This is a genomic window from Marinobacter sp. (assembly GCF_041690455.1).
Classification (GTDB): Bacteria; Pseudomonadota; Gammaproteobacteria; order Pseudomonadales; family Oleiphilaceae; genus Marinobacter.
In genome coordinates, this window is record NZ_JAWLHI010000055.1 from 1 (window position 1) to 21,442 (window position 21,442).

At 60.5% G+C, this 21,442-nt stretch carries 19 protein-coding genes; 7 read left to right on the top strand and 12 right to left on the bottom strand.

Annotation, left to right across the window (positions count from 1 at the left end):
- Positions 1–159 precede the first annotated feature (159 nt).
- The 3 genes from csrA to alaS all read right to left on the bottom strand — a co-directional run bounded on the left by csrA (position 160) and on the right by alaS (position 4,530).
- Positions 160–357 carry a carbon storage regulator CsrA gene (gene csrA / locus ACESMW_RS13535; protein ID WP_092002912.1) on the bottom strand — a complete coding sequence of 66 codons (198 nt, stop codon included), beginning with the start codon at positions 355–357 and terminating at the stop codon, positions 160–162.
- A 197-nt stretch (positions 358–554) separates the two neighbouring features.
- On the bottom strand, positions 555–1,793 hold the full coding sequence (locus ACESMW_RS13540; RefSeq protein ID WP_372987546.1) for an aspartate kinase: 1,239 nt from the start codon (positions 1,791–1,793) through the stop codon (positions 555–557).
- 106 nt (positions 1,794–1,899) lie between these two features.
- Positions 1,900–4,530 (bottom strand): alanine--tRNA ligase, encoded by a 2,631-nt coding sequence (alaS, locus tag ACESMW_RS13545; protein WP_372987547.1) that lies wholly within the window; start codon positions 4,528–4,530, stop codon positions 1,900–1,902.
- A 141-nt stretch (positions 4,531–4,671) separates the two neighbouring features.
- On the opposite strand from alaS, the gene ACESMW_RS13550 reads away from it, so the two are divergent.
- Entirely contained in the window at positions 4,672–5,217 is a 546-nt protein-coding gene (locus tag ACESMW_RS13550; RefSeq protein WP_372987548.1) for an RDD family protein, read from the top strand.
- 14 nt (positions 5,218–5,231) lie between these two features.
- On the opposite strand, the gene lptG is transcribed toward ACESMW_RS13550, so the two are convergent.
- Together lptG and lptF are read right to left on the bottom strand one after the other, a co-directional pair.
- The gene (gene lptG, locus ACESMW_RS13555; RefSeq protein WP_372987549.1) at positions 5,232–6,293 is read right to left on the bottom strand and encodes an LPS export ABC transporter permease LptG; all 1,062 of its coding nucleotides are present in this window, start codon (positions 6,291–6,293) and stop codon (positions 5,232–5,234) included.
- Complete coding sequence (gene lptF, locus ACESMW_RS13560) at positions 6,286–7,389, bottom strand: LPS export ABC transporter permease LptF (RefSeq protein WP_372987550.1); 1,104 nt, start codon at positions 7,387–7,389, stop codon at positions 6,286–6,288. The genes lptG and lptF overlap by 8 nt, the downstream gene beginning before the upstream one ends.
- Before the next feature lie 229 nt (positions 7,390–7,618).
- Between lptF and ACESMW_RS13565 the strand changes: the two genes are divergently transcribed.
- The 5 genes from ACESMW_RS13565 to ACESMW_RS13585 all read left to right on the top strand — a co-directional run bounded on the left by ACESMW_RS13565 (position 7,619) and on the right by ACESMW_RS13585 (position 14,206).
- Entirely contained in the window at positions 7,619–9,112 is a 1,494-nt protein-coding gene (locus ACESMW_RS13565) for a leucyl aminopeptidase (protein WP_372987551.1), read from the top strand.
- Positions 9,112–9,624: a DNA polymerase III subunit chi gene (locus ACESMW_RS13570; RefSeq protein ID WP_372987552.1), complete on the top strand. Its 513-nt coding sequence runs from the start codon at positions 9,112–9,114 to the stop codon at positions 9,622–9,624. Before ACESMW_RS13565 ends, ACESMW_RS13570 begins: the two co-directional genes overlap by 1 nt.
- Before the next feature lie 257 nt (positions 9,625–9,881).
- Positions 9,882–12,728, top strand: coding sequence for a valine--tRNA ligase (locus ACESMW_RS13575; protein ID WP_372987553.1), 2,847 nt, complete (start codon positions 9,882–9,884; stop codon positions 12,726–12,728).
- A gap of 4 nt (positions 12,729–12,732) precedes the next feature.
- Entirely contained in the window at positions 12,733–13,629 is an 897-nt protein-coding gene (locus tag ACESMW_RS13580) for a ketopantoate reductase family protein (RefSeq protein WP_372987554.1), read from the top strand.
- 19 nt (positions 13,630–13,648) lie between these two features.
- The gene (locus ACESMW_RS13585; protein WP_372987555.1) at positions 13,649–14,206 is read left to right on the top strand and encodes a cob(I)yrinic acid a,c-diamide adenosyltransferase; all 558 of its coding nucleotides are present in this window, start codon (positions 13,649–13,651) and stop codon (positions 14,204–14,206) included.
- A gap of 27 nt (positions 14,207–14,233) precedes the next feature.
- Here the strand turns inward: ACESMW_RS13585 and ampE are convergent, their stop codons facing one another.
- Genes ampE through ACESMW_RS13600 form a run of 3 tightly spaced genes read right to left on the bottom strand, consistent with a single transcriptional unit; the run spans position 14,234 to position 17,909 of the window.
- Positions 14,234–15,121 (bottom strand): regulatory signaling modulator protein AmpE, encoded by an 888-nt coding sequence (gene ampE, locus ACESMW_RS13590; protein ID WP_372987556.1) that lies wholly within the window; start codon positions 15,119–15,121, stop codon positions 14,234–14,236.
- A complete protein-coding gene (ampD, locus tag ACESMW_RS13595; protein ID WP_372987557.1) occupies positions 15,121–15,714 on the bottom strand; it encodes a 1,6-anhydro-N-acetylmuramyl-L-alanine amidase AmpD in 594 nt (197 codons plus the stop codon). The genes ampE and ampD overlap by 1 nt, the downstream gene beginning before the upstream one ends.
- Entirely contained in the window at positions 15,714–17,909 is a 2,196-nt protein-coding gene (locus ACESMW_RS13600) for a DUF1631 domain-containing protein (RefSeq protein WP_372987558.1), read from the bottom strand. The genes ampD and ACESMW_RS13600 overlap by 1 nt, the downstream gene beginning before the upstream one ends.
- A 220-nt stretch (positions 17,910–18,129) precedes the next feature.
- Here ACESMW_RS13600 and nadC point away from each other — a divergent pair, with 220 nt between their 5' ends.
- A complete protein-coding gene (gene nadC / locus ACESMW_RS13605; protein ID WP_372987559.1) occupies positions 18,130–18,969 on the top strand; it encodes a carboxylating nicotinate-nucleotide diphosphorylase in 840 nt (279 codons plus the stop codon).
- Positions 18,970–18,975: 6 nt separating this feature from the next.
- Here the strand turns inward: nadC and ACESMW_RS13610 are convergent, their stop codons facing one another.
- From ACESMW_RS13610 to ACESMW_RS13625, 4 genes are read right to left on the bottom strand one after another with little or no spacing between them, the layout of a single operon-like run.
- Positions 18,976–19,311, bottom strand: coding sequence for a YqcC family protein (locus ACESMW_RS13610; RefSeq protein ID WP_372987560.1), 336 nt, complete (start codon positions 19,309–19,311; stop codon positions 18,976–18,978).
- Between the two features lie 8 nt (positions 19,312–19,319).
- Positions 19,320–20,117, bottom strand: coding sequence for a ParA family protein (locus ACESMW_RS13615; RefSeq protein ID WP_372987561.1), 798 nt, complete (start codon positions 20,115–20,117; stop codon positions 19,320–19,322).
- A 55-nt stretch (positions 20,118–20,172) separates the two neighbouring features.
- Complete coding sequence (gene hda, locus ACESMW_RS13620; protein ID WP_372987562.1) at positions 20,173–20,871, bottom strand: DnaA regulatory inactivator Hda; 699 nt, start codon at positions 20,869–20,871, stop codon at positions 20,173–20,175.
- A complete protein-coding gene (locus tag ACESMW_RS13625; RefSeq protein ID WP_372987563.1) occupies positions 20,868–21,428 on the bottom strand; it encodes a CDP-alcohol phosphatidyltransferase family protein in 561 nt (186 codons plus the stop codon). The genes hda and ACESMW_RS13625 overlap by 4 nt, the downstream gene beginning before the upstream one ends.
- Positions 21,429–21,442: the final 14 nt, after the last annotated feature.

Genomic DNA, 21,442 nt, shown 5'->3' on the forward strand with positions numbered 1-21,442 from the left:
GGGAACTGGTTTCAGCCACTCACCCACCTCTCCTTGAGAACGGGGCGTATACTACCATAATTTTTCTGTTTTCATAGGGTTGACACGAGATTTTTCAGCCTCGATTTACCCTGATATAAAAAAAGCCGTTCGGGTTATTCCTGAACGGCTTTTTACTGATCAACGATTGCCCGGTTCCGGCTCTTCGGAGCCTTTTTCGGACTGAATCCGCTGATAGATTTCTTCGCGGTGTACCGCAACATCCTTCGGGGCGTTTACACCAATGCGAACCTGGTTCCCCTTAACTCCCAGAACGGTGACAGTGATTTCATCACCGATCATCAGAGTTTCGCCAACGCGGCGAGTCAAAATCAACATATCCCTTACTCCCTATCCAGAGCTTCTACCTGTTCCGAAAAAAATGCTTTCGCGTACTTTTTGTACTTCTTACTTTTATAATGGGATCACTGATCGATCGACAGCCGCACATTCACTTATACGAATGCAATTTCTGATAGATTCGATTAATGATTCCCTTGTTATGAGACCCTCGGATATGCCTGGCATCCGATGGTTCAGGCCTCTTCCTGTACCCCGCTCTTGTCCAGCTCAAAAGCACTATGCAGTGCCCGAACGGCAAGTTCGAGATATTTCTCATCGATCACCACGGAAATCTTGATTTCCGATGTGGAGATCATCTGAATATTGATGCCTTCATTCGACAGCGCTTCGAACATCCGGGAGGCAACACCCGCATGGGAGCGCATGCCCACACCCACGATGCTGACCTTGGCAATCTTGCTGTCGCCAACCACTTCGCCGGCGGTCAGTTCATCGGCAACGCCCTGAAGCACTTCCTTCGCCCGCTTGAAGTCGTTCCGGTGCACGGTAAACGTGAAGGCAGTCTTGTTATCCTCGCCCACGTTCTGGACGATCATATCCACTTCAATATTGGCGTCGCTGACCGGTTTCAGGATACGCGAGGCGCTGCCCGGGGTATCAGGAACACCGGAAATAGTCAGTTTGGCTTCATCACGGTTAAAAGCAATGCCGGAAACAACCGGTTGTTCCATGGCGTTTTCATCCTCAAAAGTAATCAGGGTGCCCTCGCCTTCCTGGAAGCTGGACAGCACCCGTAATGGAACGTTGTATTTACCTGCAAACTCGACGGAACGAATCTGGAGAACCTTGGAACCCAAACTCGCCATCTCGAGCATTTCCTCGAACGTGATCCGCTTCAGGCGACGTGCACTGTCAACGACCCGTGGATCGGTGGTGTATACACCATCCACGTCAGTGTAGATCTGGCACTCATCTGCCTTCAATGCTGCCGCCAGCGCCACCGCGGTAGTATCGGAACCGCCACGGCCGAGCGTCGTGATATTGCCGTTCTCGTCGATACCCTGGAACCCGGCAACGACAACCACCCGGCCAGCATCGAGATCCGAGCGCATGTTGTGCTCGTCAATGTGCTGGATGCGCGCCTTGGTGTGGCTGCTGTCGGTGAGGATCCGCACCTGGGAACCGGTGTAGGAACGGGCATCACAGCCCCGCTTCTGCAGGGCCATGGACAGCAGGGCGATGGTGACCTGCTCACCGGTGGAGACCAGCACATCCATCTCCCGGGGCGTGGGCTCTTCCATAATGTCATTGGCAAGAGCGATCAGGCGGTTGGTCTCGCCGCTCATGGCGGAAACCACGACCACCACATCGTGACCTTCCTTGCGGAACCGGCACACCTTCTCGGCAACCGCTTCTATGCGCTCGGTGGTTCCCACCGAGGTACCACCAAATTTCTGAACCAACAGAGCCATGTCTTTCCCAAACTCCGATACGGGGAATCGCAGCGGGGGCCTGCCCCGCCAATCAAAAGAAAACGGGCGGGATTATAAACCCCAGCCCGCTTCCGAAAACAGTTGCTTAAGCGATATTTTTTTCAACCCAGGCCGGAACACCGTCCAGGGCCTCCGCCAGCTTGGACGGATCGTTGCCTCCGCCCTGGGCCATGTCCGGTCGGCCGCCGCCCTTGCCATCCACCTGGGCAGCCAGGTGCTTCATCAGGTCACCGGCCTTGATGCGATTCGTGGCGGACTTTGTCACGCCAGCCACAAGAATCACTTTGCCATCCTCGACTGTCGCCAGCACGACCACGCCCTCACCCAGCTTGTTCTTCAGCTGGTCGGCGGTTTCCATCAGGGCCTTGCGGTCCGCGCCTTCCAGATTGGCGGCGACGACCTTGAGGCCGGCGACTTCCACCGCGGAAGCCGCAAGATCACTACCAGCGGAACTGGCCAGTTTGGCCTTGAGCGCGTCCACTTCCTTCTCAAGCTGGCGGTTGCGATCCAGCGCGTTCTGGACCTTCTCGACCACGGTTTCCCGGGTCGCCCGGACCAGCTTCGCGGTATCGCGCAGCGTGCGTTCGGTATCCTCGACCCATTCCAGGGCACCGAAACCGGTCACCGCCTCGATGCGACGAACGCCGGAGGAGATGCCGCTTTCAGAGGTAATACGGAACAGGCCGATATCGCCGGTGCGGGTGACATGGGTGCCACCACACAGCTCGACGGAATAATTGTCGGTACCCATGCTCAGGACACGGACGTTATCACCGTACTTTTCACCGAACAGGGCCATGGCGCCTTTCTCTTTGGCACTTTCCATATCGGTGATTTCGGTCTGGACCGGGGTGTTTTCCAGCACCTGCTCGTTCACCTGGCGCTCGATTTCCCTCAGCTGCTCCGGCGTCACTGCGTCGAAGTGGGAGAAGTCGAAACGCAGCTTGTCCGGATCCACCAGGGAGCCCTTCTGGGTCACGTGCTCCCCCAGCACCTTGCGCAGGGCGGCGTGCAGCAGGTGAGTGGCCGAGTGGTTACGCTTGGTGCGCTCGCGGCGGGCATGGTCGATGCGGGCATCCACTTCCAGCCCCGGGAACAGTTCACCCTCGATCACGGTACCGATGTGCAGATGGTTGTCACCTTCCTTGCGGGTATCGGTCACCTTGAACCGGCCGCCGCTCCAGGTCAGCAGGCCGGTGTCGCCTACCTGGCCACCGGATTCGGCGTAGAACGGGGTACGCTCAAGCACCACCACCGCTTCATCGCCGGCTTCGGCGTTTTTCTCATCGGTGCCCACCAGTACGGTGCGAATCCGCTCGTGGCCATCAATGTGATCGTAACCGGTGAATTCGGTGTGACCCTCGAGCTTCAGGCCGGTGGCATTGTAGTCGATGCCGAACTTGCTGGCGGCACGGGCACGGTCACGCTGGGCCTCCATCGCCTTTTCATAGCCTTCGTAATCCAGGGTCAGGCCACGCTCACGGGCGATGTCGTTGGTCAGATCCACCGGGAATCCGTAGGTGTCATAGAGGGTAAAAATGGTTTCACCCGGAATCTCGGACCCTTTCAGTTCGGCGATATCCTGCTCCAGCAGGCGCAAGCCCTTGTCCAGAGTCTTGGCGAACTGTTCTTCTTCCTGCAGCAAGACCTTCTCGATCTGTTTCTGGCTGCTGACCAGCTGCGGGTAGGCCTCGCCCATCAGCTTCACCAGGGCATCGGTGAGCTTGTAGAAGAACGGCTCGGTGGCGCCCAGCTTGTTGCCGTGGCGTGCGGCCCGGCGGATGATCCGGCGCAGCACGAAGCCACGGCCTTCATTGGAGGGCATGACGCCGTCGGCGATCAGGAAGGCGCAGGAACGGATGTGGTCCGCGACCACCCGCAGCGATGCTTCGGTGGTAGCCACACCGCCCAGGATTTCAGAAGCTGCTTTCAGCAGATTCTGGAACAGGTCGATTTCATAGTTGCTGTGCACGCCCTGCAGCACCGCAGTAATACGCTCCAGGCCCATGCCGGTGTCCACAGACGGCTTGGGCAGCTTGAGCATTTCGCCATCAGCGGTGCGGTTGTACTGCATGAACACCACGTTCCAGATCTCGATGTAGCGGTCGCCATCCTCTTCCGGACTGCCGGGAGGGCCACCGGCCACTTCCGGGCCATGGTCATAGAAAATCTCGGTGCAGGGGCCACACGGGCCGGTATCGCCCATCTGCCAGAAGTTGTCGGAGGCGTAACGGGCGCCTTTGTTGTCACCGATGCGGACGATACGGTCCGCGGGCACGCCGATCTCCTTGTTCCAGATATAGTAGGCCTCGTCGTCCTCGGCGTAGACGGTCACCCAGAGTTTGTCCTTGGGCAGGTTCAGCCACTGCTCACCGGTCAGGAAGGTCCAGGCGTAGTTGATGGCTTCACGCTTGAAGTAGTCACCGAAGCTGAAGTTACCCAGCATTTCAAAGAAAGTGTGGTGACGCGCAGTGTAACCGACGTTCTCCAGGTCATTGTGCTTACCACCGGCACGCACGCATTTCTGGGAGGTGGTGGCTCGGGTATAGTCGCGCTCTTCGCGGCCAAGGAACACGTCCTTGAACTGGTTCATGCCCGCGTTGGTGAACAGCAATGTGGGATCGTCATGGGGTACGAGCGAACTGCTCTCGACAATGGTGTGTCCTTGCTGTCTGAAATACTCGAGAAACGCCTGTCGCAACTCTGCGGTTTTCATAGACCTTTGATACCTTTCCAGAAACCCGGCGGGGAGCCCCTCGGGTCCGCGATTGAATACGAATACTTACATGCGTGTGCAAATCCGCTACTCTAGCACACGCCGAGAACATGAAAAACGTGAAACCTCACAGGAGACCCCATGCCCCGACGCTTTCATGACGCCGAGGAACTGCTCCCGCCAGCGACCTTTACCAAGCGCGCCCTCGCCATCATTTACGATGGCCTGATCAGCATCGCCGTGTTGCTGGTGGCCACCTGGGTGTACACCATGATTGCCGGCTGGATCGTTGGCTGGGAACGCTACGAACAGATGGCCGAAGCCGGCCAGCTATCCGGGGACCCGGGCCTGACCTTCATGCTCTTCCTGGTGCTGTACCTGTTCTTCGCCTACTTCTGGACCCGGATCGGACAGACCCTGGGCATGCAGGTGTGGCGGATCCGCATCGAGAACCTGGACGGCACCTCCGTGAGCTGGACCCAGGCGCTGCTGCGCTACGGCACGGCTGCGGCGGTGATCTTCATCGCCATGCTGGCAGGCTATTACGTGGGCCCCGTCACCCTGCTCCTGACCATCCCTGCCATTATCGCCCTGTTCCTGCCGATCAATGGGCTGTCGGTTACCGACCGCACGTCCAACAGCGTGGTCGTCCAGGTATCCAGGGAAGCGAAGAAGAAGAAACTCTGAGTCCGGCCGGGACGCTACCCGGCCCGCCGCATCAGCACGGCGCCCACCGCCGCGTTGACCACGATCGGAATCAGCACCGCCAGCATCGGATTGAAACCGTAAACCACGCTCATGGGGCCCAACAGATCCTGCATGTACTTGAACAGTAATCCGACCAGCAGCCCGGTGAACACCCGGAACCCCATGGTGACAGACCGCAGCGGCCCGAAGATGAACGAGATGGCAACCAGCACCATCACCGCCGTTCCCAGCGGCATCAGGGTCTTTTTCCAGAACGCCAGCCAGTAGTTGGCCGCATTCAGATCCTGCTTGCCAAGGTAAGAGGCGTAGGTATAGAGACCACTCATGGAGAGGTTCTCGGGTTTGACGATAAGTACGCTGAGAACCTGGGGCGTCAACCCGGTTTCCCAACGCAGTACCTGTTTGCTTTCCAGGCGCGTGCCGTCTTCTTCGATATGGGTTGTCCGCACCTTCTCCAGTGACCAGTGATCGCCCTGGTAGATCCCCCGCTCAGCGAAACTGGAGGATTCCAGCTGCATGTCGTCACTGAACCGGAACAGGGAAACCCCGTGCAACACGCCGTTGGGCTGCACGGCATTGAGGTGCATGAACACATTGCCCTCCCGGTGCCACACCCCATGGGCAGAGGCCACGTTCTTGCCGGCCCCCAGGGCCATCGCCTTCTGGCTCTGGGCGTAACGCTCGGCGGGCGGCGCCACGTATTCCCCGATCAGCACACCCAGCAGAACGATCACCAGGGCCGGTTTCATGGCAGACCATACAATCCGCTTCAGGGAGACACCGGCAGCCCGGATGACCGTAAGTTCCGAGGAGCCGGCCATGGAGCCCAGACCGATCAGACAACCCATGAACGCCCCAAGCGGCAGATAGTCATAGATGCGCCGGGGCAGCGTGAGCAGCACATACCACAACGCCTGCAGGGTGTCGTAATCGTTGCGGGTATCTTCCAGCTCACCGATAAAGGCAAAAATCAGGTCCAGCGAGAGCACCACCACCATGACCAGGAACATCGCCCCGCCCACGGTGCGCATGGTATAGGCATCAATCTTACGCATGGCCGGCGCCCTCCCTCAACAGACGGCGCCGATGCAGCCATGGAGGGCCAAACTGCAACCACAGGCCAAACAGCAGGAACAGGGCATGGACCCAGAGCATGCCGACCCACTCCGGCACCTTGCCATCAGCCAGCGCATCCCGCGCCACGATAAGCAAGCCGAGATAAGTGATGTAGACCAGCATCGCCGGCAGCAAATGGAAGAACCGCCCCTGCCTAGGGTTGACCCGGCTCAGGCGCACGGCCAGCAGCGTAATGATGGGAACGATCAGCGGTAGCGACAGCCGCCAGTGCAGCATGGCCCGATCTTCAGGATCATCCGAAGCCCAAAGCTTCATGGTACTCATGCCATCCTCGAGTTCCACATCCCGTGCCGTGCCGCTCTGGATCTTGAGCCCGTATGCACCAAACTCCGTTACCTTGTAGTCCAGCGCGCCGGGTGAACCGTCGAACCTGGCGCCCCGCTCCAGGATAAGAAACCGGCTCCCGGTTTCCTGATCAATCAGCTGGGAACCGGCCTCCGCCGTGATGATACTCAGGCCCTCGTCATCGCGACCGTATTCGGCGATGAACACGCCCTGCAGACGGCGTTTGTCATCACTGAGGTCTTCCGTGTAAGTCACGCGGCCACCGGAAAGCAGGTTCTGGAACCGGCCCGGCGCCAGCATTTCGAACTCGGTGGCCTTGGCCTGCTCGGCAAAGATGTGCTCCACCTGTTTCATGCCCCACGGGGACACATACAGACTCATGGCCCCGACGGTCAGCATCACCGGCAAACTCCCCAACAGGGTCTTGGTCAACAGCTGCCGGTCACTGATGCCGCAGGCGAACAGCACCGTCATCTCGCTTTCCAGGTACATCCGCCCATAGGCCAGAAGGATACCGATGAACAGGCCGAGGGGCAGGATAAGCTCGAGGAAACCCGGAAACCGGTACATCATGATCAGCGCCAGCACATCCGCCGACAACTTGCCCTCGGCTGCACTGGCCAGGTATTTGAGGAAGCGGCCACTCATGAATACCAGCAGCAGGATGCCGGAGACAGCAACCATGCTGATCATGACCTGGCGAATGAGATAACGGAAAATAATGCTCAAAACGGTCTCTCTGGCCGCACCGGCGGAAACGAATGGAGGATTCCGGAAACAGCGCGTATTCTATGTAACCTTTGGTCTGAATGACAGAGCCGGGGGATTACATCCGGGCCATAGCGATACCTGCCCCGGCCGGTTGATTAACCCCCTGCCGACCCCAATGCTAGACTAGAACAGACATTCAACCCGCATCCCCGCGGACGTTTCTTCAGAATCACCAACAGGAGTTGCCATGAACTTCAGCCTGAGCAGCAAAGCTATCGCAACCACCAAGGCGGATTGCCTTGTCGTCGGCGTGCCCGAAAAAGGCGACTGGCCCGAGTCGACCACGCACGCGGACGAAGCGCTCGACGGACTGATCAAAAAGCTGCAAACGGCAGGAGACATCACCGGCAAGAACGGCAGCACCGGCGTGTTCCCTCTGGACGGCCGTCCCTGGAGCCGCCTTATGGTCGTCGGTACCGGCAAGAACGATGACCGCACAGCGGCAAACTTCCGCAAGGCCGTCACCGCCGTCCTTGGCGCCCTCAAGGACGGTCCCTCGAAAAGCGTCCTGATCGCAATGGCCGATACCCAGGTCAAAGGCGACCAGGCCGTCACCTCCGAAGAAGCACTGCTGAACGTCATCGGCCGTATCCTGGAAGAGCAGCTCTACACCTTCAACCAGTTCAAGAGCGACAAACCGGCCTCCCGAAAACTGAACAAGGTCACCGTGGCTGCCTCCGGCGGCGGCAAAGCCCTCAAGGAAGCCTTCAACCTGGGACTGGCCACCGGCCGCGGCATGAACTTCACCCGGGACCTGGGCAACACCCCGCCCAACATCTGTCACCCGATCTGGCTCGCCGACCAGGCCAAACAGCTGGCCAAGGAATACGACAGCATCAAGACCGAAGTGCTTGATGAAAAGCAGATGGAAAAGATGGGCATGAACACCATCCTCGCCGTCGGCAAAGGCAGCACCCAGCCCCCGCGCCTGATCGTCATGGAATACCGCGGCGGCAAGACCAAGGACAAGCCTTATGTCCTGGTGGGTAAAGGCATCACCTTCGACACCGGCGGCATCAGCCTCAAGCCCGGCGAAGGCATGGACGAGATGAAGTACGACATGGGCGGCTCCGCCGGCGTCTTCGGCACCATGAAAGTACTCGCCGAAACCAAACCCAAGATCAACGTCGTTGCAGTCGTGGCCGCTGCCGAAAACATGCCGGATGGCGGCGCCTCCCGCCCGGGCGACATCGTCACCACCCTGTCCGGCCAGACCGTCGAAATCCTCAATACCGATGCCGAAGGCCGGCTGGTGCTGTGCGACGCCCTCACCTACGTGAAGAAATTCGACCCGGAAGTGGTGATCGACATGGCCACCCTCACCGGCGCCTGCATCATCGCCCTGGGCAACCAGGCCACCGGCCTGCTGTCCAACAACGACGAACTGGCCAACGAACTGCTCGCCGCCGGCGAACGCACCGGCGACCGCGCCTGGCGCCTGCCCCTCTGGGAAGAGTACCAAAGCCAGCTCGACAGCAACTTCGCTGACATGGCCAACATCGGCGGCCGCCCGGCAGGCACCATCACCGCCGCCTGCTTCCTGTCCCGGTTCGCCAAGGAATACCGCTGGGCCCACCTGGACATCGCCGGCACCGCCTGGCTCTCCGGCAAAGCCAAAGGCGCCACCGGCCGCCCGGTACCGCTGCTGGTTGACTACCTCATGTCCCACGCCGGCAAATAATGCAGGACAGTCAGCCCCAAACCACCCCGGACCCCGGCAGCCCCGCTGCCGGCCCGTCCGGGCAGGAAGACCGGAACCAGCGCTACTGGTTCCACATCCTCGCCAAAAACACCCCCGCTGCCCGCAACCTCCACGCCGTCAAACTCGTGGACAAAGCCTGGCACCAGGGCGACCGCGTCTGCATCGTCTGCGACACCATGCAACAGGCCCAGGAACTGGACGACCTCATCTGGAACTTCAGCCCGGATGCCTTCATCCCCCACTCCATCGTCCCAGACTCAGCCACCACCTGCACCGACCGCGTCGGTATCCTTCTGTGCCCGCCAGTAGCGGAAGATTGGGATACGGTGATCATCCTCTCGGCCACCCTGCCGGCGGATGCGGACCGGTTCAAACGACTGGCATTGGTGGCCCACAACGATCCGAATGTCCTGAATCAGGCAAGATCCCACTTCAAGCAACTCAGGGCCCTCGGGATCGAACCCAAGGTGCACGACCAGCGAAAGCGATAAGCGACGAGCGAATTGCAGACAATTCCGAGCGTCGGGTGGGGAGACCCTTTTCAAAACTGTTGAGGGCCAAGGACGGCCCGAAACAAGCGCACATGGACGTGCTCGTAGCGTGTTTTGGAAAGGGTCTTCCCACCCGACGCCGCCCCCAAAATCTGCAGTCCTACCCAACGACGGGTTCGCCGCAAACAACCCGACCATGTATAATCGGGCGTCTAATTTTTCCCTTGTGAATCAACCAACGGTCACTGCAGAAACCCATGGAAAAAACCTACCAGCCAGAAAACATCGAGCGCCAGTGGTACGAAAACTGGGAATCCAAAGGGTACTTCCGCCCCAGCGGTGAAGGCCAGTCCTACAGCATCGCCATCCCGCCCCCCAACGTGACCGGCAGCCTCCACATGGGCCACGCCTTCCAGCACACCATCATGGACACCCTCACCCGCTACAAGCGCATGCAGGGCCGCAACGCACTGTGGACCGTCGGCACCGACCACGCCGGCATCGCCACCCAGATGGTCGTCGAACGCAAACTCGCCGCCGAAGAAGGCAAAACCCGCCACGACCTCGGCCGGGAAGAATTCATCAAACGCATCTGGGACTGGAAAGAACACTCCGGCGGCACCATCACCCGCCAGATGCGCCGCCTGGGCAACTCCGTGGACTGGAGCAACGAACGCTTCACCATGGATGATGGCTTCTACAAGGCCGTCCAGGAAGTATTCATCCGCCTGTACGAGGATGGTCTGGTCTACCGTGGCAAACGGCTGGTGAACTGGGACCCGAAACTGCACACCGCCATCTCCGATCTCGAGGTCGAGAACAAGGAAGAAAAAGGCTTCTTCTGGCACCTGCGCTACCCACTGGCCGACGGCGAACAGACCCAGGACGGCAAAAACTACCTGGTAGTCGCCACCACCCGACCGGAAACCCTGCTCGGTGACACCGCCGTCGCCGTCCACCCGGACGACGAGCGCTATCAGCACCTGATCGGCAAGTTCGTGACCCTGCCGCTGGTCAACCGCCGCATCCCGATCGTGGCCGACCACCACGCCGACCCGGAAAAAGGCTCCGGGTGCGTCAAGATCACCCCGGCCCACGACTTCAACGACTACGCCGTGGGCAAGCGTAACAACCTGACCATGATCAACGTCATGACCCAGGACGCCAACATCCGGGACGTGGCCGAAGTATTCAACGCCGACGGCACCGAGAACACCGAGATTGACGGCAAGATCCCTGCGGCCTACGCCGGCCTGACCCGTGAAAAGGCACGGGAACAGGTGGTTACCGACATGAAGGTCAACGGCCTGCTCGAGCGGGTTGAAGACCACGTACTGAGCGTGCCCCGCGGGGACCGCTCTGGCCTGATCATCGAGCCGATACTGACCGACCAGTGGTTTGCCGACGCCAAGACCCTGGCCAAGCCTGCCATCGAAGCAGTCGAGGACGGCCGTATCCAGTTCGTACCCAAGCAATACGAAAACATGTACTTCGCCTGGCTGCGGGACATCCAGGACTGGTGTATCTCCCGCCAGCTATGGTGGGGCCACCGGATCCCGGCCTGGTACGACTCCGAAGGCAACATCTACGTCGGACGCAGCGAAGAGGAAGTGCGCCAGAAGCACCAGCTGGCCGCCGACGTGGCCCTGGAGCAGGACGAAGACGTACTGGACACCTGGTTCAGCTCCGCCCTGTGGACTTTCGGCACCCTGGGCTGGCCGGAAATCACCGAGCGTCTGAAGACCTTCCACCCCACCGATGTGCTGGTCACCGGTTTCGACATCATCTTCTTCTGGGTTGCCCGGATGATCATGATGACCATGCACTTCATGAAGAACGAGGACGGCACTCCACAAGTACCGTTCAAGACCGTCTACGTGACCGGCCTGATCCGGGACGAGCACGGCGACAAGATGTCCAAGTCCAAGGGTAACGTCATCGACCCGCTGGACATGATCGACGGCATCAGCCTGGACGACCTGCTGGAGAAGCGTACCGGCAACCTGATGCAGCCCAAGCTGGCCGAGAAGATCGGCAAACGCACGAAGAAGGAATTCCCGGAGGGCATCACCGCCCACGGTACGGATGCCCTGCGCTTTACCTTGGCGGCCATGGCCACTACCGGCCGAGACATCAACTGGGACATGAAGCGCCTGGAAGGCTACCGCAACTTCTGCAACAAGCTGTGGAACGCCGCCCGCTACGTGCTGATGAACACCGAAGGTGAAGACTGCGGCGTCAACGACGAGCCGGTGCAACTGTCCCTGGCTGACTGCTGGATCATCAGCGAACTGCAGCACTGCGAGCAGGAAGTCATCCGGCACCTCGACCAGTACCGCTTCGATCTGGCCGCCTACGCCCTGTACGAGTTCATCTGGAACGAATACTGCGACTGGTACCTGGAGCTGTCCAAGCCGGTACTGAACGACGCCAGCGCCGAAGCCAAGCGTGGCACCCGCCGCACCCTGGTTCGCGTACTGGAAGCGGTTCTGCGCCTCGCGCACCCGATGATGCCGTTCATCACCGAGGAAATCTGGCAGCGCATCGCGCCGCTGGCCGGCAAGACCGGTGACAGCATCATGCTGCAGCCGTTCCCGCAGCCGGACGAAAGCAAGCAGGACGCCGCCGTCGCCGCCGATATCGAATGGCTCAAAGGCGTGATTGTGGCGGTGCGGAACATTCGTGGCGAGATGAACATCTCCCCGGGCAAGCAGGTTCCGGTTCTGCTCAAGGGCGGCAGCGCCGAAGACCAGCGCCGCATGAACGACAACCGCCAGTTCCTGATCTCCCTGGCCAAGCTGGAGAAGCTGGAATGGTTCGAGGGTGACAAGGCCCCCATGTCCGCCACCCAGCTGGTGGGCGAAATGGAAGTGCTGGTGCCCATGGCCGGCCTCATCGACAAGGACGCCGAGCTCAAACGCCTGGACAAGGAGCTGGATCGCCTGCAGAAGGAAATCGGCCGCCTCGAAGGCAAGCTGGGCAACGAGAAATTCACCGCAAAAGCCCCGGCCGACGTGGTGGAAAAGGAGAAGGAAAAGCTCAAGGATGCCCAGGGCAGCCTGAAACGGCTGAGTGACCAGCGGGCCGACATCGAGGCCATGTAAGCCCATGATCGGCATCCTGGGCGCAGGCTCTCTCGGGCGGCTCTGGGCCGCCCTGCTCCCGCAGCACCAGGTTGCCTTTCTGCCGCGACCGGACGCCGATCCGGCCCCGGCCACCCTCAGCTATACCTTCGAATCAATCCAGGACGGGCAACACACCATCTCCCTGCCCTGGCTCCAATCCCCGGATGACCTGAGCTTGCTGCTGGTCACCACCAAGGCCGGCGATACCCTGGACGCCCTGCAGCACTGGCTGCCTCAGTTACGGGAATCGGTTCCTGTCGTCCTGTTCCAGAACGGACTTGGCAGCCAGCAGAGAGTCGCGGACGCCTGGCCCGCACGCCCCATCCTGGCCGCCTCCACCACCGAAGGTGCCAACCGCCCTGAACCGAATCGGGTGGTTCACGCCGGTATCGGAGAAACCTGGGTCGGCCCACTGACCCCCTCCGCACGACCAAAGCTTGCCGGCGTGGTCGCACAACTGGCGACAACCGGTCTCGTGGTCCATGCCGAAGACCAGATTCTCCCCCGACTCTGGCAGAAACTGGTGGTCAACGCCGGCATCAACCCCTTTACCGCCATCCTTGATTGCCCCAACGGGGATATCCTGGCCAACGATTTCTTCCTGAGTCACATCGACTCGCTGTGCAACGAAATAGCCGAGCTGATGGCGGCCGAGGGTATCGGTATCCCCACTCCCGGGGAACTGCGCCAGCGGATCGAGGCCGTCGCCCGCAACACCGCCCGGAACACTTCCTCCATGCGCGGTGATATCCTGAACAGACGCAGGACCGAAATCGACTTTATCAACGGGTACCTGGTGCAGCTTGGCTCGCGCCTTGATATCCCGACACCGGTGAACCAATTGCTGACGGACAAGGTAAAACAACTGTCGCCACATTAAGAGTCAGAGGAGTTTCCTGATGGGCAACCGCCTTTCGAAGATCTACACCCGTACCGGAGATGACGGTTCCACCGGCCTCGCGGACGGCAATCGCATCGCCAAGAACGCCCAACGGGTCGAGGCCATGGGTACGGCCGACGAACTCAACTGCCACATCGGCCTGCTGATCGAGACCCTGGACCAGGACGACGAGCTGATCGAATCGCTGCGCCGCATCCAGCACCACCTATTCGATCTCGGTGGCGAGTTTGCCATTCCGGGCAGCCGGGTCATCGGCGATGACCACATCCAGTGGCTGGAAGAAACCCTGGACCGGCACAATGAACACCTGCCACCGCTGAAGAATTTCGTGCTTCCCGGCGGGACACCTGCGGCAGCCCAATGCCACCTCGCCCGGGCCGTTTGCCGCCGGACGGAGCGGGTGGTTGTGGCGCTCGGCCACGAGGATTCCATCAACACAGCGTCACGCCATTACCTCAACCGGCTGTCAGACCTGCTGTTTGTCATCGCACGGGTACTCGCCCGCCGGGGTGACGGTGAGGAGATTCTCTGGGAGCAAAAAAAATCCGGCCTCTGAGGGCCGGATTTTTTGGATTGGACCGGGTCAGACCACGCCGGCAATGACCAGCAGTGCCAGCGCGCACAGCCACACGAGCATGGTGCGGTTGAGCAGGTCCCGGACTGCGCCCAGGCTGGTGGCGCCAAAGCGGGACCATTCATCCGGATGCACCTTCAGAAAGCGCTCTGGATCAAGCGCATAACCGGTCAGGGCGCTGTTCGCTGATGCGGCCAACAGCTCCCCTGCCGGCTTGCTAAAGGGCAGTAACAAGCCCTTCGCCTCACCGAGCCAGCCGGCCAGGTCGCCGGCCACCCCGAAAGTAACCGAGACAAGACGGACAGGAATCCACGCCAGCCACTCGGCCCACCGGACGAAACGGGGCCGGGCTGCAGCCTGGGGCCATTGCTCCGCCAGGGCAACCAGCCCCCGGGCCAGGATTGCGGCAGGCATACCGCCAACCACGAACCAGAAGGCGACCATGAAGTACCGTTCGAAGATCGATACCATGAAGGCCCGGGACAAGGACAGGTGCATGCTTTCAGCGGAGCTGTCTTCCTGGCGATCCTCCACAGGCAACCAGTCCCGCACATGGTGCCAGGCGCCCTGCATGTCATCGCGGCTCCAGGCATCGGAATAGGCCCGCAGCACCCGCTTCCAGCCCGGAGCTCCCATCATCGCCACCAGCACGGTGAACTCCACGGGATAGACCAGCCAGCGCACCCCGTAGCCGGTCAGCAGATATTCCAGCAAACCACTGAGGAACGCCGGCAGCAATACCAGCGCCAGCCCGCCGGCAACACTGGTTTCCGCCCCCGCATGGACCCGACTGCCCCGATGAAACCAGGCCCGCCACAGGGCATCACCCGAGAAGTGTCCGGAACTGTCCAGTTTCCGGCGCACCAGGTAGGCCAGCAGGAAGACAATCAGCACCATCAGGCGAGCTCTCCGGATCCGGAACGGGTATTCAGGCAGGCCATGAAATACTGCCAGTCAAAGGCGGGACCGGGATCGGTTTTGCGGCCGGGGGCGATATCGCTGTGGCCAGTGATGCGACTGACATCGATCTCCGGCCAGGCCGCCATCACCTGGCGGGCGATGCCCGCCAGCGCCCGGTACTGGGCCTCGGTGTAGGGGATGTCGTCAGCTCCCTCAAGCTCGATACCAATGGAAAAGTCGTTGCACTCCTCCCGGCCATCAAAGCAGGATCGTCCGGCATGCCAGGCCCGGTCCAGCAGGCTGACAAACTGGATCACCTCGCCCTCCCGGCGAATCAGGGCATGGGCGGACACCTGGATACCGGCAATGGTTTCAAAGTAAGGGTGCGCGGCCGGGTCCAGCCGGTTACAGAAGAAATCCTGGATTTCCGGGCCACCGAATTGCCCCGGCGGCAGGCTGATGTTGTGCACAACCAGCAGGCTGATATCCGCCCCTTCCGGCCTGGGACCATAGTTGGGCGAAGGGCACCACCTGGCCCCTGACAGGCGCCCGGTTTCCCTGAGGCTGGCAATCCTCCGCTCTGAAATCATCAGTCTTTTCGGCTGCTGCGCAGGTTATCGATGATCGACTCCAGGGCCCGGTCAAAGATCAGGCCGTCATCCAGCATTCCGATCTCGCCGGCGGCCATGGCCCGGGCCAGATCTTCCCGCTGGTATTCTGCCACTTTCGCGCCACTGCGGTTGACAAAGATGTACTTGCCGGTGGCCTTGATGAAGGCCGCAAGCTTGCAGCGGACCCTGTTGTCCTCCCGGTTCAGCTCAATCCAGGAACCGACCCTCAGGCTGTCCGCACGGGCAAGCCATTCTGCGTCGACATCCGATACTTCCCCAGGGACATCGTCGTCCTCGGGCAGCACGGACTCCGGCACGGCTTCCTCCCGGAAAGCCTCCTGAAGCTCCACCGGTGTTTCCGGCTGGGGAACAGCCGTGACCAGGCGCTGGAAAACGTCCACATGGGCCAGCTCCAGATCCCGGATTGCGGAATCCGTGGCAAAGGGGTCCCATGAGATTTCCTGCATGGCCTTACGGAACTCGTCGACGATTGAGGGAATTGCCCGAAGGAGCTCGCTTCGCGTTGTTTCAGTGACCGGTCTGGGATCAACACTCCACACCAGGCGTTCCGTGAATTCCTGCGCCTTCTGCCAGGCTTCGCTCTGCTCCCCCTGGCGCAGGTAGATCCACTGCAGGTAACGGGTCCAGGGTTGCTCGAGCAGCGCCATTACGGGTTCCGGAATCTCCCGGTTGTTCGCGACCCCGGACACCATGGATTCGACCATCGCATTGGCCCGCTCCTGCCGCGCCCGGCCTTCCTCGGCGTCCCTGAGACGCTGTTCCACCAGTTCCCGGCGGCGGCGGTCCAGATCCATGAAATGGCTGAAGTCCTGGAGCAATTCCTCGAACAGGGACACATTGGTGGTGAACTCGTTCAGAATCCGGTCGACGATGTATTCGATCTTCTCCCGCAAGGGATCCCGCTGGCCCGGCCTCTTCTCCGTCCACCCGATAGCTGACAGTGCCATGTCGTTGAGCAGCTTGCGTACCGGATGCCCACCCCGGTTAAAGAAATTCGGATCGCTGAGGGCGACCTTGAGAACCGGGATCTGCAACCGGGAAATCAGGGCTTTCATCACCGCATGCAGCTGGCGGTCCTCAAGAATGAAATCAAACAGCATGGACACGAGATTGATCACATCGTCGTCCATCTGCCCGACCTGCATCGGTTTGCCGTCATCGGTCTTCAGCACCAGTAGGATCTGCTCCCGGAGCGGCACCACCTGCTCCGCATCCCAGCTTACCGCCTGAACCTGCACCTGGCTGAGCTTCGACACCAACACCTCGGTGTCCAGAAACGCAACTCCGGCCTTACCCGCACCGTCACCGGAAGAATCACTGCCCTGGCGCAATAATGCGCTCAACTCCGAGAAGGTCGCGCCGCCCGCGTCTTCACCAGTAGCCGCATCCGCGGCTGCCGGTTGCTCCTGACCGGTCTTGTCAGCGGAGGACTTCGCAGCCGTGCCTGACTTGGACCCTGGCACCGGGGGACGCTTCATATCAGGAAGCACACCTTCGTCAATCAGCGTCTTGTTCGCCTCCTGATAGAAATTGGCCAGGATATCCGCCAGCAGCTTGTCAAACAGTTTGAGCACCACCAGCTTGGCCCGGATATCGATATCCAGGTCGGCGCAGGCCTCACTGACACCGCCACAAATCACTTCCGGACTCAGGGGCATCTGGCTGTCGGAGAGCTCGATGGCAGGCACCAGGTGATTCACCCTGACCGTCAGCAGCCGGATGGCATCGGCGTAGCGATTGCGCAGCTTGTTGACCAGGTTCTCGATGGCAACCTGTTGCTCGAGTTCACCGTGATCCATCAGGCTCAGGTTGTCCTGGTCGATTTCCTCCAGGTCCCCCCGGGCAACGTGGGGACGGAACCGGCCAATCTCGTTGAAGGCCCGGGAGACATACTGCAGAATCGAGACGGCAATGGACTTGCGACGCAGGCGGAGCTCCCGCATGGCGTCAAAATAGGCAAGCTGGCCGTGTTCGTTGCCGGCCCGGTCAGCCAGCTCGAACAGGGCATCGTCAGAGCGGTCAAAGAATTCGTTGAGGACGGATTTCAGTTCCCGCCCAGACGCATCACGCAAACGGATCAGCGCAGGTGGTAACGAGAACTGGCCCGCCCGCTTCCGGTCCTGAAAGCTGACTACCTTGTTATCCTGCGCCATTGCCTAACTCCGGGGTCATGGATTGTCGAGTGTCCGTGTGTATAAGTTACTATAATAGAAGCTCTTAGCGTCAGATTCTGTCAGATTTTGTCACCATTTGTGTCACAGAGGAGCCAACGGCGGATCAAATGTGATAACCCTCACATTTGGTGATTGCCAGACATGGCTTTAGAATCACGCGCCAGCTTTCTTTTTACATGACCAGACCGGACCCGACACCATGCTCCCTGCCGAACTCCTGCGCCAGTCCAGAATTGAATCCGTTGCCCAAAGCCTGCGGGAGGACATCGGTGATGGCGACATCACGGCCAGGCTGATTCCGGCGGACAAACTGGCCACGGGCCGGGTAATTACCCGGGAAGCCGCCACCCTGGCCGGCCGGGAATGGGTCGATGAGGTATTCCGCCAGGTGGATCCCCAGGTGACCCTGTTGTGGCAGGCCAACGATGGCGACCGGGTCCGCCCGGATCAGGTCCTGTTCACCATGGAAGGCGCCGCCCGCAGCCTGCTCACCGCAGAGCGCACGGCCCTGAACTGGCTTCAGACCCTGTCCGGAGTCGCGACCACGTGCACAGCCTATGCCGGGAAAGTCGCCCATACCGGGGTGAAACTCCTGGATACGCGCAAAACCCTGCCCGGACTCCGGCTTGCGGAGAAATACGCGGTCACCTGTGGTGGCTGCCACAACCACCGCATCGGGCTGTGGGATGCCTTCCTGATCAAGGAAAACCACATTGCCGCCTGCGGCTCCATCGCCAAAGCCATCGAGGAGGCACGCCGAATTGCCCCGGGTCGCCCGGTGGAGGTGGAAACAGAAAACCTGGACGAGCTCGATCAGGCGCTGGCAGCCGGCGCCGACATCATCATGCTCGATGAATTCTCGCTGGATGACATGCGTACCGCCGTGAAGGTCACCGCCGGCCGGGCCAGGCTCGAAGCCTCCGGCGGCATCAATGACCAGACCCTGGTGCCCATTGCCGAGACCGGCGTGGACTACATCTCCATCGGGGCACTGACCAAGGACCTGAAGGCCGTGGACCTGTCCATGAGACTGGACTGAGCCGGCTTACTTCCCGGACAGCAACTTGTCCATCGTCTCCAGCTCCCTGACCAATCCGTGGCCGGATTCCGCCCGGCCCCGGAAATACTCCTCCGCCATCGGGGCAATGCCCGACACCTCCGGCAAGGGGTGATCATTCTCGATCAGGATTTTCATCCGCTCCACGAACACAAACTGGAGCCACTGGGTGAACTCCATGGTATCCAGGCAAAAGGGCTTGTCGCTCTGAAAGGCCTCCTCGGGAGGCGGCTCGCTCTCCCAGACCTCCAGCTGTCGGAGTTCGATCTCGATCTGCAGCAGGCTGTCCGCTACCCGGGCAACCATTTTCTGTTCGTCCGTCATGCAAATACCTAGTCGGTCAGCGGCTCCAGCTCCACCGCCTCACCATGCAGGACCCGGAACAGGTCTTCATACTGGCGGGTCAGCGGATGTTTCGGAGCCATATGAATGAGTGGCTGCCGGCTTTGATGGGATTCCTTCATCTTGACCGAGCTGGACAGCCGGACCGGCAGTACCGGCAGGCCTTCCTCGATCAGCTCCTGTACCAGCTTCCTCGGCAGGCTGGCCCTGGGCTGGAACTGGTTGGCGATAATACCCTCCACCACCAGTTCCTGGTTATGATCTTCCTGCAACTCCCGGATTTCGTTGAGGATGTTGTACAGCGCCTGGCGGGAGAAATCGTCACAGTCAAACGGAATCAGGCAACGCTGGGCCGCGATCAGTGCGGAGCGGGTATAGAAATTCAGCGCCGGGGCGGTATCGACATAGATCGCGTCGAAACTGTCGCCCAGTTTCTTCAGGGCTTCCCGGAGCTTGTAGATCTTGTGCTTGGCTTCAAGCTTGCGCTCCAGGAAGTCCAGCTCGGGGCTTGAGGGCATCACAAACAGGTTGTCGAACGGCGTGGCATGGACGAACTCGTCCGGACGACGGTTGAAAACGGTAAACGCCACCGTTTGCTCCAGCAGGTCAGCCACTGTGTCCCGGAGTTCCGATGCCGGCTTGCCCATCAGATAATGGGTCGAGTTGCCCTGGGGATCCAGATCGACCACAAGGGTGCGCTTGCCCCGGGCCGCGCTGATGGCCGCCAGGTTGCAGGTGATACTGGATTTGCCTACCCCGCCTTTCTGATTGAATACAACCCGTCTCATGTCGTTCCTCCGTTAACCCGTGATCGTTTTGCCATCCTTTGTACCATTGCCGCCTTCACCATCCCATGACCGTTTTGACGAAAGGGATGGTCAGCCGCCTCTGGGCCTGCAATGAGTTCTCGTCCAGGACATCGAGCATGGCGAGCAGATCACCCAGGCGCCGTGGCGCCCGGCGCATGATGAAGCTGGCGACATCGTCGCTCATGACCAGGCCACGCTGCTCGGCCCGGGCCTGCAGAATGGTCTGGCGATCCTCGTCCCGGTAGATACCGAGCTGCAGGGTCAATCCGTGAGTGAGCCGTGAAACCAGGTCCGGCAGTTGAAAACCCAAAGAGGTCGGCACCTCAGAGATGCTGACCATCAACAGGCCGCCGCGATCGTGGATACGGTTGTAGAGATGGAAGACCGCCTCTTCCCAGGCGGAATCACCGGCGATCCGGTCCAGATCATCGAGACAGACCAGATCCTGGGTGTCCAGGCCGGCCAGCGCATCGGGGCCGAACGGCTCAAGCTCCGCAATACTGATGCAGACGGCGGACCAGCCCCGGGCCTCGGCATGGTGACAGGCAGCCTGGAGCAAATGACTTTTCCCGGTATCCGAGTCGCCACAGACCACCACCACCGGCACCCCGGCGGGCTGATCGCAGATTGCTTTCAGGCGCTGTGCGGCTTCGATGTTGCGATCACCGTGGAAGTTGTCGAACCGGGCATCGTCCCGCAACTTGACCCCGAGAACCAGTTGGGAAGCGCTCATGACTGCTTGGCCCTCCAGGCCCTTACGCCCCAGACCAGAATGTAATGCCCGCCACTGATCACGGCAGAAGCCGCCACCACCAGGATCCCCACCTCCAGCACCCAAGGCTGCATGGGCAACCCTGCCAGCAGGATGATGATGGCCAGCACCACCAGAATCTGGATCAACGTGTTGATTTTACCGAGCATGCTCGGTTCCATTTCATACCGCCCGATGCCGTAATGATAGGCAAGTGCCCCGGCAACAATCAGAAGGTCCCGTCCCAACACAACAAGAAACAGCCACACCGGCAACACCGAGGTCAGTGTCAGCATCAGATAGGCGGTGATGAGCAGTGCCTTGTCCGCCAACGGATCCGCGATTGCGCCAATCCGGGACCGCCAGTTGAAATGACGTGCCAGGAAACCGTCAAAACCATCGGAAACCGCAGCCACAAAGAAAATCAGCAGTGCCAGCCGATAGTTCTCCGCTAACAGGGCGCCGGCAAAGGGAGCTATCAGAACAATGCGTAAAAACGTCAGCGCATTGGGTATCCATCGCCAGCGTTGCGATATCACAAGGCTCCCTCCGG

What these genes read in the sequence shown, in the direction of transcription:
- csrA (WP_092002912.1), bottom strand. Translation starts at nt 357, where the DNA reads ATGTTGATTTTGACTCGCCGCGTTGGCGAAACTCTGATGATCGGTGAT.
- ACESMW_RS13540 (WP_372987546.1), bottom strand. Translation starts at nt 1,793, where the DNA reads ATGGCTCTGTTGGTTCAGAAATTTGGTGGTACCTCGGTGGGAACCACC.
- alaS (WP_372987547.1), bottom strand. Translation starts at nt 4,530, where the DNA reads ATGAAAACCGCAGAGTTGCGACAGGCGTTTCTCGAGTATTTCAGACAG.
- ACESMW_RS13550 (WP_372987548.1), top strand. Translation starts at nt 4,672, where the DNA reads ATGCCCCGACGCTTTCATGACGCCGAGGAACTGCTCCCGCCAGCGACC.
- lptG (WP_372987549.1), bottom strand. Translation starts at nt 6,293, where the DNA reads ATGCGTAAGATTGATGCCTATACCATGCGCACCGTGGGCGGGGCGATG.
- ACESMW_RS13565 (WP_372987551.1), top strand. Translation starts at nt 7,619, where the DNA reads ATGAACTTCAGCCTGAGCAGCAAAGCTATCGCAACCACCAAGGCGGAT.
- ACESMW_RS13570 (WP_372987552.1), top strand. Translation starts at nt 9,112, where the DNA reads ATGCAGGACAGTCAGCCCCAAACCACCCCGGACCCCGGCAGCCCCGCT.
- ACESMW_RS13575 (WP_372987553.1), top strand. Translation starts at nt 9,882, where the DNA reads ATGGAAAAAACCTACCAGCCAGAAAACATCGAGCGCCAGTGGTACGAA.
- ACESMW_RS13580 (WP_372987554.1), top strand. Translation starts at nt 12,733, where the DNA reads ATGATCGGCATCCTGGGCGCAGGCTCTCTCGGGCGGCTCTGGGCCGCC.
- ACESMW_RS13585 (WP_372987555.1), top strand. Translation starts at nt 13,649, where the DNA reads ATGGGCAACCGCCTTTCGAAGATCTACACCCGTACCGGAGATGACGGT.
- ampE (WP_372987556.1), bottom strand. Translation starts at nt 15,121, where the DNA reads ATGGTGCTGATTGTCTTCCTGCTGGCCTACCTGGTGCGCCGGAAACTG.
- ampD (WP_372987557.1), bottom strand. Translation starts at nt 15,714, where the DNA reads ATGATTTCAGAGCGGAGGATTGCCAGCCTCAGGGAAACCGGGCGCCTG.
- ACESMW_RS13600 (WP_372987558.1), bottom strand. Translation starts at nt 17,909, where the DNA reads ATGGCGCAGGATAACAAGGTAGTCAGCTTTCAGGACCGGAAGCGGGCG.
- nadC (WP_372987559.1), top strand. Translation starts at nt 18,130, where the DNA reads ATGCTCCCTGCCGAACTCCTGCGCCAGTCCAGAATTGAATCCGTTGCC.
- ACESMW_RS13610 (WP_372987560.1), bottom strand. Translation starts at nt 19,311, where the DNA reads ATGACGGACGAACAGAAAATGGTTGCCCGGGTAGCGGACAGCCTGCTG.
- ACESMW_RS13615 (WP_372987561.1), bottom strand. Translation starts at nt 20,117, where the DNA reads ATGAGACGGGTTGTATTCAATCAGAAAGGCGGGGTAGGCAAATCCAGT.
- hda (WP_372987562.1), bottom strand. Translation starts at nt 20,871, where the DNA reads ATGAGCGCTTCCCAACTGGTTCTCGGGGTCAAGTTGCGGGACGATGCC.